Raw genomic sequence first — 9,685 nt, 5'->3', positions numbered from 1 at the left:
TGCGACCAGGTGCTGCATGTGCTCGGGGGTGAAAGCCGCGCGCAGCCGCTCGCGCGAGCGCTCGGGCGTGTAGCGGCCCACGCGCTCCAGGCTCTCGCGCATGGCCGCGGTGCGCAGCGCCAGCATGGGCTCGAAGTCCGCTTCGGCCACCGGATGCCAGGTGAATGCGGGGGCGGTCAATGCGGCACCTCCACGCGGCGCCATGCCATGCGCGCAGGCGCCCGGCCGACGGTCGCCATCGTCATGCCGCGAAGGCCTTGCGGATCTGCTCCAGCACGTCCTTGGCGCTGGCCGGGATAGGCGTGCCGGGGCCATACACGCCCTTGACGCCCGCCTCGTAGAGGAAGTCGTAGTCCTGCACCGGGATCACGCCGCCCACGAAGACGATGATGTCGTCCGCGCCCTGGTCCTTGAGCGACTGGATGATGGCCGGCACCAGCGTCTTGTGCCCCGCCGCCAGGGTGGAGACCCCCACGGCGTGCACGTCGTTCTCGATGGCCTGGCGGGCGCATTCCTCGGGGGTCTGGAACAGCGGGCCCATGTCCACGTCGAAACCCAGGTCGGCGAAGGCCGTGGCGACCACCTTGGCACCGCGGTCGTGCCCGTCCTGGCCGAGCTTGGCGATCATCACGCGCGGGCGGCGGCCTTCGGCCTCGGCGAACTCGTTGATCTCGGCCTTGAGCTGCTCCCAGCCTTCGGCAGAGTCGTAGGCGGCGGCATACACGCCCGTCACCTTCTGCGTGTCGGCGCGGTGGCGGCCATAGACCTTCTCCAGCGCATCGGACACCTCGCCCACCGTGGCGCGCAGCCGCATCGCCTGGATGGCCAGGTCGAGCAGGTTGCCTTCGCCGCTCTCCGCCGCGGCCGTGAGTGCGTCCAGCGCCTGCTGCACCTGCGCGGCATCGCGTTTTTCGCGGATGGCTTTCAGGCGCGCGATCTGCCCGTCGCGCACCTTCACGTTGTCGATCTGCAGGATGTCGACCGGGTCTTCCTTGTGCAGCTTGTACTTGTTGACGCCCACGATCACGTCCTTGCCCGAGTCGATGCGCGCCTGCTTCTCGGCGGCCGCGGCCTCGATCTTGAGCTTGGCCCAGCCGCTGTCCACCGCCTGGGTCATGCCGCCCATGGCCTCGACCTCTTCGATGATGGTCCACGCGGCATCGGCCATGTCCTGCGTGAGCTTTTCCATCATGTAGCTGCCGGCCCAGGGGTCGATCACGCTGGTGATGTGGGTCTCTTCCTGGATGATGAGCTGCGTGTTGCGGGCGATGCGGGCCGAGAACTCGGTGGGCAGCGCGATGGCCTCGTCCAGCGCATTGGTGTGCAGGCTCTGCGTGCCGCCGAACACCGCGGCCATGGCCTCGATGGTGGTGCGCACCACGTTGTTGTAGGGGTCCTGCTCGGTCAGGCTCCAGCCGCTGGTCTGGCAGTGGGTGCGCAGCATCAGGCTCTTGGGGTTCTTGGCACCGGTGGCCTTCATGATGCGGCACCACAGCAGGCGCGCGGCGCGCATCTTGGCCACCTCCAGATAGAAGTTCATGCCGATCGCCCAGAAGAACGACAGGCGGCCGGCGAACTCGTCCACGTCCAGCCCCGAGGCGATGGCCGTCTTCACGTACTCCTTGCCATCGGCCAGGGTGAAGGCCAGCTCCAGCGCCTGGTTGGCGCCCGCCTCCTGCATGTGGTAGCCGCTGATGGAGATGGAATTGAACTTCGGCATGTTCCGCGCCGTGTAGCCGATGATGTCGCCGATGATGCGCATCGAGGGCTTGGGCGGGTAGATGTAGGTGTTGCGCACCATGAACTCTTTCAGAATGTCGTTCTGAATGGTTCCCGACAGCTGGTCCTGCCGCACGCCCTGCTCTTCCGCGGCCACCACGTAGCCGGCCAGCACCGGCAGCACGGCGCCATTCATCGTCATGGACACGCTCACCTTGTCCAGCGGAATCTGGTCGAAGAGGATCTTCATGTCCTCCACCGAATCGATCGCCACGCCGGCCTTGCCCACGTCGCCCGTGACGCGCGGGTGGTCGCTGTCGTAGCCGCGGTGCGTGGCCAGGTCGAACGCCACGCTCACCCCCTGCCCACCGGCGGCCAGCGCCTTGCGATAGAAGGCGTTGGACTCCTCGGCCGTGGAAAAGCCTGCGTACTGGCGGATCGTCCAGGGCCGCACCGCGTACATCGTGGCCTGCGGGCCGCGCAGGTAGGGCTCGAATCCCGGCAGCGTGTTGGCGTAAGGCAGATTCGCCGTGTCCTCGGCCGTGTAGAGCGGCTTGACCGTGATGCCATCGGGCGTCACCCAGTTCAGCGCCGCGACATCGCCACCGGGGGCCGACTTGGCGGCGGCCCGGGTCCACGCGGCGAGGTCTGCGGGGGCGAAAGAGGGGAATGGGGTGTTGCTGCTCATATCTGGGAAGGCTTCACGGGTGGCGAGAAAAGCGCGGTGGCGCTGCAACGATTTGGCACAGTGAAGCGAGTCTAACCCAATCTGTAATTATTAATTTATAGTTTTTCTGCGGTACATTCCCGCCATGTCAGCCGCCACCCTCACCCCCCGCGCCCTCTACGAAGAGGTGGCGGAGCAACTGCGCCAGCGCATCTTTCGGCGCGAGCTGCAGCCCGGCAGCTGGATCGACGAGCTGCGCATCGCCGAGGAGTTCGGAATCAGCCGCACCCCCCTGCGCGAGGCCCTCAAGGTGCTCGCCGCCGAAGGGCTGGTCACGATGAAGGTCCGCCGCGGCGCTTACGTGACCGAGGTGTCCGACAAGGACCTGCGCGACGTGTACCACCTGCTGGCGCTGCTGGAGAGCGATGCGGCCGGCGTGGTCGCCGCCAGCGCCACGGCCGAACAGCTGCGCGAGCTGGAAGGACTGCACCGCGAGCTGGCCGCCAGCGTGGCCGACCGCGAGCGCTTCTTCGCGGTGAACGAGCGCTTTCACATGCGGGTGCTGGAGATGGCCGACAACCGCTGGCGCAACCAGATGGTGGCCGACCTGCGCAAGGTGATGAAGCTCAACCGCCACAACTCGCTGCTCAAGCAGGGCCGCATCGAGGAATCGCTGCGCGAACACGGCCGGGTGCTGGCCGCGCTGCAGGCACACGACGCGCAGGCCGCCGCCTGCGCCATGCGCGAGCACTTCTCCAACGGGCTGCAGGCTGCCGCCTGAGCCGTGCCGCGGCCTGCGGGCCGCGCCCCCTGAGACACCCGGCGCTTGCCCCGCAGGGATATCGCCTTCATGATGCACCCGTTGTCCATAAACGATGGCACCGCGCGCGTGCGGTAGCCATCCCCCACGGCCAAGGCCGGTGACACACGGGAGGAGCTTGCATGCTGGAGCGGTTTTTCTTGCTGGGAGAGTCCCCTGCCGACCTGCTGGTGGCACAGCACGATCCGTGGCTGGTGCTGCTGTCGGTCGCGGTGGCCGTGGCCACGTCGACCCTCGCGCTGCACCTGGCGGGGCAGGCCCGGCTGACCCACGAACCGGTGCACCGCACGATGGCGCTGGCCACTTCCGCCGTCGCGCTGGGGGCGGGCATCTGGGCCATGCACTTCATCGGCATGCTGGCCTTCACCCTGTGCGTGGCGGTCCAATACGACGTGGGCATCACCCTCCTGTCGATGCTGCCGGGCCTGGCCGCCTCCTGGGTGGCGCTCACCGTGCTGGCCCGCCAGGAGGTCACCGGGCGGCAATTGGCCATGGGCGGATTGCTCGTGGGCGCGGGCATCGGCGCCATGCACTACGCCGGCATGGAAGCCCTGCGCATGGCACCGGACCTGCGCTACGACCCGGCCTGGTTCGCCGCATCGATCGTGGTGGCGGTCGTCCTGGCCGTGCTGGCGCTGTGGGTGCGCTTCACGGTGCACCAGCGCAGCGGCATGTCCAACTGGCAGGCCACCGTGCTGTCGGGCAGCATCATGGGCATGGCGATCTCGGGCATGCACTACACCGCCATGGCGGCTGCCCGCTTCGTCGGGCAGGCCGACCCGGAAATGCCGGACAGCCACGCCTGGACGCAGGCGCTCGCGGTGATGGTGGCGCTGGTGACGGCCGGGGTGGGAATCTTCGCGGGCGTGGCCAACGGCCTGATCCGCTACCGCGACATGTACCGCAAGGTGCGCCGCAGCGAATCGCGCCTGCGCGCCCTGGTGGACACGGCGGTGGACGGCATCATCACCATCGACCATGAAGGCACGGTCCAAAGCTACAACCGCTCGGCGGAGCGCATCTTCGGCTGGCCGCCCACCGACGTGCTGGGCCGCAACATCCGCATGCTCATGCCGCAGCCCGACAGCGCCGCCCACGACGGCTACCTGCGCCGCTACCTGGAGACCGGCGAGGCGCGCATCATCGGCACGGGCCGCGAGGTGCTGGGGCTGCACCGCGACGGCAGCACCTTCCCGCTGCGGCTGGCCATCGGCCGCGCCGATGCGCCCGGAGGCCCGATGTTCGTGGGGTTCGTCACCGACCTGCGCGGCGTGAAGGAAGCAGAGATGCGGCTGGGCATCGCCGCCAGCGTGTTCGCGCACAGCTACGAAGCGGTGCTCATCCTGGACGCCGAGCGTGCCATCGTGGATGCCAATCCCGCCTTCGAGCGGATGATGGGCGAGTCCCGCACTGAAGTCCTCGGCCGCCACGTGCAGACGCTTTACGCCGCCGCGCCCCACCCCGACTTTCCTGGCGTGTGGCATGCCGTGCAGGCCCAGGGCTACTGGCAGGGGGAACTGCTCGGGCGCAGCCCGCAGGGGGCCGTGCCGCAGCGCGTGTCCATCGCGGCGGTGCTGGGCGACGAAGGCTACCCGCACCACTACATCGTGGTCATCAGCGACATCACCCAGATCAAGGCGCACGAGCAGGAGCTGGAGCACATCGCGCTGTACGACAGCCTCACCGGCCTGCCCAACCGCCGCCTGCTGGCCGACCGGCTGGTGCTGGCGATCGCCCATGCGCAAAGGCACCGCGAACTGCTGGCCGTGTGCTATCTCGATCTCGACGGCTTCAAGCGCGTGAACGACCAGCACGGCCATGCCGCCGGCGACCAGTTGCTCATCGAGGTCGGCCGGCGCATCCAGTCGCATCTGCGCGCCGAGGACACGCTGGCGCGGCTGGGCGGCGACGAAATGGTGCTGCTGATCGGCGGGCTGCAGTCCCCCGACGACTGCGCCCCCCTGCTGGAACGGGTGCTGCAGGCCGTGCACCAACCCGTGCCACTGCCGCACGGCCAGGGCTTCGTCTCGGCCAGCATCGGCCTGAGCATCTACCCGCTGGACGGCGACAACCCAGACCTGCTGCTGCGCCAGGCCGACCACGCCATGTACGAGGCCAAGCAGAACGGCAAGAACCACTGCCGACGGTTCCAGGGCGCCGAACCCATGGTGCAGGCGCCGCTGTACGCATCCGGCCGCTAGGTGCCAAGCGCCGGCGGCAGTGGCGACTCCCGCTCCTGCCCCTACGGCGCGCTGAAGAGGTGCTCCAGGTCCACCGGATGCATGGCCGATGCGATCACGGGCTGCCACTGGGGCAGCTCGTGGTTGGCGGACAGGTTGATCCGATCCGCCCATCGGTCCTGGTAAGTGACGATCCGGGGATTGCCTGCCGCGGAGTAGGTCCCTGGCTGTGCCGACGCCACCCAGCCCGGGTGGTGCATGAGCATCGGCATGGACTGGATCGGGTCCAGCGACCGGGTGAACTGGCGCAGCGCGAAGGCCATGCCCCCTGCGGTCTTCGGGGCGACGTAGCGCTGCGCGACGGCCTCCATCCCCAGGCGCGGCGGGTTGAAGGCGTAGGTGCTGACCTTGCCACGCGCACCGTTGGCGTCCAGAAAATGCGCGATGTCGAAGCTGGCCAGCGTGGCCACCGCCGCCCCGAGGCTGTGTCCCACCACCGAGACCGACAGTGCCTTGCCGCTGTCCCGCGCCATGCCGGCATAGCGCATCAGCAGGCCACCCAGATCCAGCCCGTTGGCACGCGGCGCCAGCGCTTCAGCATGCCACCGCTCCTGCCAACCGCTGCCCACCTGTCCCAGGTCAGGCAGGCCCGGGTCCAGCGGATTGGCATGGGGCCGGGGAATCTGCGACTTGAGGTCGCACATCAGATCGTCGCGGTCTTCCATGCGTGTGCCGGCGAACCCCAGCACGACCGCGAGCACCTGCGGGTGCTCCAGGTGGTCCCAGCACTTGGTGGCCGCGCTGGACTGATCGGCGGTGAAGCGCATGCCGCCCCGGCCGGTGATCTCGTCGAAATCCACGGTGTACGCCTGCCCCGCGAAATCCCGCATGCCCTCCAGCACCGCCCGCTGCAAGGCCTGCGTGGCCCTGGACGGCAGGCTGCGGGCACCGCCGGCGTGCGGCAGATCGACCACCCAAAGGGCATCGGCGATATCGACCGAGGCCATGTCGATCACCGTTGAGGCCTCCAGACGGGCCCGCATCGGCCCGGAGCCGGTAGAGAGGCGCGGCGGCCGTTGAACAGCCAACCCGTGCAACGGCCCTGCCGTGCTGTGCCGCATCGGGATGCGTACCGGGGCACCGGGTGGAGGGCCTTGCGGAGTGGGCGCGCCCACCGAATGCGGCGGTGCCGTCGCTGGAAGTGGCTGTCGGAAAAATGCCGTGGTCATCGATCAGAGGTGCGCGGGTGATGCACGCGGGCGGGGGATGGGCGCAGACCCTGGCACCGGCGCATGGAATGGAGGAGGAAACCGAGGCCGGTATTCCACTGCGCCCGCCGCGGTCCGGAGCGACCGTGGGCGAACCGAGATGCCGCCCCGCGAACTGCGCAGCCCTCCCCGTCCCCGGTCCATATTCGCTCCGGTTCAGGCGGCAGTTGCCCCTTCAGCCTGCGCCAGCGCGTGATCGCGATAGGCCCGGCCGAAGCGATTGCCCAGGAAATCCCCCAGCGCGATCTGCTCCTGCCGGATGAACCCGGACTGCGGTAGCCGCCCCTGCACCACCAGGTCCAGTGCCGCGCAGATGCTGGCCGCCGTGGTCAGCTGGATGGCATTCAGCGCGTGCCCGCCCACCGTGGCGCCGACGATGCGTGCCGAGTACGCGTCCTGCACCAGCCGCCCGCCGCGCAGGCCCGATGCACTGGCGAAGACCACGATCACGTCCTGCTCGGTGGCCGGAATGGCGGCCTCGAAAATGTCCTTGAGCAGGTCACGCCGGTCGCGCAGGCCCAGGTCGTTCAGCAGCAGCTTCAGGATGGCGCAGTGCCCCGGATAGCGGATCGACTGGTAGTCCATGCGGCGGGCCCGGCCGGCCCAGGTTTCGGGCAGCGTGCCCAGCCCGCCCGAAGTGTTGAAGGCCTCGTATTCCACCCCGTCGAGCGCGAAGGTCTCCAGTCCGTCCAGCGCCGCCACGGTGGTGGGCTGGCCGTCCACGATGGCTTCGCAGGGGTTGCAGTATTCGTTGATGAGCCCTTCGGTGCTCCACGTCAGGTTGTAGCGCAGCGCGCCCAGCGGGTAGCGCGGCAACGCGCCCACGCGCATGCGCAGGTCGTGCAGCGTGTCGAAGCGCTGCGCCAGATCGTTGCCCACCACGCCGATGAAGCCCGGTGCCAGCCCGCACTGCGGCATCAGCACGCTGCGGGCATCGTGCGCGAGGGTACGGATCGCCTGGGTGCTGCGCACGTCTTCGGTCAGGTCGAAGTAGTGCACCCCGTGGCGGGCGCACAGCGTGGCCACCGGCACGGCGCGGTGGAACGGCAACGCATTCAATACGGCGAACTGCCCGGCCACGGCCGCCTCCAGGGCGCCATCGTCCTGCAGCAGCACGGTGCCGACGCCCAGCGCCGCCACCCGGGCCAGCGCCTCGGGGTCCCGGTCGGCCACGGTGATCTGGTATTCGCCCACCTCCTGCAGCAGCACGGCCATGGCAAAACCAATGTGGCCCGCGCCCAGGATGGCGATGCGATGGGTCGATGGGGTGGAAGGCATGGAGGTCTCCTCAAGGGGGTTGCAACGAAGGGATGGATGCAGCCATGCTAGGCGCCGATGCTGTCGATGTGTAGCGTGCAAAACGTCGTATTTGCTTCATTCATTCGCCGAAACGACGAAAATGACTGACGCATTCGCAGCCCCTGTTCCAAAGGACCCGCCATGGCCACCGAAATGGACGACACCGATCGCCGCCTGCTCAGCCTGCTGCAAGCCAACGCGCGCGAAAGCACCGCGCTGCTCGCCCGCCGCCTGGGCCTGGCGCGCACCACCGTCGTCGCGCGCATCGCCCGGCTGGAGCGAGAGGGCATCGTGGCCGGCTACGGCGTGCGGCTGGGCGCGCCGCTGCAGGCGCAGGCCGTGCGCGCCTGGTGCAGCCTGAGCGTGCTGCCCAAGGCCTCACCGGCGGTGCTGCGCATGCTCGGTGCGCTGCCCGAGGTGGAAGAGGTCTCGGCCGTGAGCGGTGCGTTCGACTACCTCGTGTTTCTGCGCTGCACCAGCCATGAACAGCTCGATGCGCTGCTCGACCGCATCGGCCAGCTGGAGGGCGTGCACCAGACGCAGACCAGCATCGTGCTCAGCCGCAAGATCGACCGGCGGGGCGCCGGCGACTGAAGGCGCTGCCGCTTGCTCCTGATTGCATAGCAACACAGGCAATCAATCCGCCGGCATGGGCGCATTTCCCTTCGAATCCGTCTTCCCCGGTCCGATGGGATAATGCGCACTGCCCTTCCCCCAGCCCTGTCTCCCCTGCCTGCCGCTTTTTCTGTCCGTGCCCATGTCCACCGCTCCCTACAGTCCCTGGCGCCTGTCCGTCGCGCCCATGATGGACTGGACCGACCGCCACTGCCGCTACCTGCACCGCCTGCTGAGCCGCCATGCGCTGCTCTACACCGAGATGGTGACGACCGGCGCGCTGATCCATGGCGACGTGGAGAGGCACCTGCGCTTCAACGCCGAGGAGCACCCGGTGGCCCTGCAACTGGGCGGCAGCGAGCCGGCCGATCTGGCCCAGGCCGCGCGGCTGGGTGCGCAATGGGGCTACGGAGAGATCAACCTCAACTGCGGCTGCCCCAGCGAGCGCGTGCAGCGCGGCGCTTTCGGCGCCTGCCTGATGAACGAGCCGCAACTGGTGGCCGACGGCGTGAAGGCCATGGTCGATGTGGTGGACGTGCCGGTCACGGTCAAGCACCGCATCGGCATCGACCAGAGCGAAGACTACGGCTTCGTGCGCGACTTCATCGGCACCGTGGCGGATGCGGGCTGCAACGTGTTCATCGTCCATGCGCGCAACGCCTGGCTCAAGGGCCTGTCGCCCAAGGAAAACCGCGAGATCCCGCCGCTGCGCTACGACGTGGTGCAGCGCCTGAAGGCCGATTTTCCGCACCTCACCATCGCCTTGAACGGCGGCCTGGCCACCGACGAGGCCGTGGCCGATGCGCTGGGCCGGGTCGATGGCGCCATGGTGGGGCGCGAGGCGTACCACAACCCCTGGTGGCTCGCGCGCTGGGACGCGCTCTACTTCGGCGCCGCTGACAACACCCTCACACGCGAGGGGGTCGAGGCTGCGATGGTGGACTACATGGCACGCGAGGCAGCGCTGCATGGCACCCACTGGTATTCGATCGCCCGCCACATGCTGGGGCTGCGCCACGGCCTGCCGGGCGCGCGTCGCTGGCGGCAGGTGTGGAGCGACCACCGGCTGAAGGGCCTGCCCGCGCACGAGGTGATGGCCCTCGCGCAGGCGCCGCAG

Annotated in this window: 7 protein-coding genes and 1 pseudogene; 4 read left to right on the top strand and 4 right to left on the bottom strand. The window is 68.8% G+C overall.

Translation table 11 applies throughout. The annotated features are described in order from the left end of the window. Both AC27IQ_RS14335 and scpA read right to left on the bottom strand, forming a co-directional pair. Positions 1 to 180 (bottom strand): annotated as a pseudogene (locus AC27IQ_RS14335) (GNAT family N-acetyltransferase); the annotation flags it as partial. Between the two features lie 61 nt (positions 181 to 241). Then, entirely contained in the window at positions 242 to 2,407 is a 2,166-nt protein-coding gene (gene scpA / locus AC27IQ_RS14330) for a methylmalonyl-CoA mutase (RefSeq protein ID WP_284431139.1), read from the bottom strand. 124 nt (positions 2,408 to 2,531) lie between these two features. Here scpA and AC27IQ_RS14325 point away from each other — a divergent pair, with 124 nt between their 5' ends. Together AC27IQ_RS14325 and AC27IQ_RS14320 are read left to right on the top strand one after the other, a co-directional pair. After that, positions 2,532 to 3,167, top strand: a complete 636-nt coding sequence (locus AC27IQ_RS14325; RefSeq protein ID WP_284431140.1) for a GntR family transcriptional regulator — start codon at positions 2,532 to 2,534, stop codon at positions 3,165 to 3,167. Positions 3,168 to 3,328: 161 nt separating this feature from the next. Then, positions 3,329 to 5,407 (top strand): sensor domain-containing diguanylate cyclase, encoded by a 2,079-nt coding sequence (locus AC27IQ_RS14320; RefSeq protein ID WP_487089868.1) that lies wholly within the window; start codon positions 3,329 to 3,331, stop codon positions 5,405 to 5,407. 41 nt (positions 5,408 to 5,448) lie between these two features. Here AC27IQ_RS14320 and xopAP read toward each other — a convergent pair whose 3' ends face one another. Together xopAP and AC27IQ_RS14310 are read right to left on the bottom strand one after the other, a co-directional pair. Then, the gene (gene xopAP / locus AC27IQ_RS14315; protein WP_487089867.1) at positions 5,449 to 6,429 is read right to left on the bottom strand and encodes a XopAP family type III secretion system effector; all 981 of its coding nucleotides are present in this window, start codon (positions 6,427 to 6,429) and stop codon (positions 5,449 to 5,451) included. A gap of 381 nt (positions 6,430 to 6,810) precedes the next feature. Beyond that, positions 6,811 to 7,932 carry a saccharopine dehydrogenase family protein gene (locus AC27IQ_RS14310; protein ID WP_487089866.1) on the bottom strand — a complete coding sequence of 374 codons (1,122 nt, stop codon included), beginning with the start codon at positions 7,930 to 7,932 and terminating at the stop codon, positions 6,811 to 6,813. Between the two features lie 162 nt (positions 7,933 to 8,094). Between AC27IQ_RS14310 and AC27IQ_RS14305 the strand changes: the two genes are divergently transcribed. Together AC27IQ_RS14305 and dusA are read left to right on the top strand one after the other, a co-directional pair. Next, positions 8,095 to 8,547: an Lrp/AsnC family transcriptional regulator gene (locus AC27IQ_RS14305; protein ID WP_272569505.1), complete on the top strand. Its 453-nt coding sequence runs from the start codon at positions 8,095 to 8,097 to the stop codon at positions 8,545 to 8,547. A gap of 208 nt (positions 8,548 to 8,755) precedes the next feature. Next, positions 8,756 to 9,685, top strand: a 930-nt coding sequence (gene dusA / locus AC27IQ_RS14300) for a tRNA dihydrouridine(20/20a) synthase DusA (RefSeq protein ID WP_487089869.1), incomplete at its 3' end; no start/stop codon positions are given.

The organism is Acidovorax sp. KPB24-07, from assembly GCF_057543315.1.
This window is presented reverse-complemented; position numbering and strand designations above follow the sequence as displayed.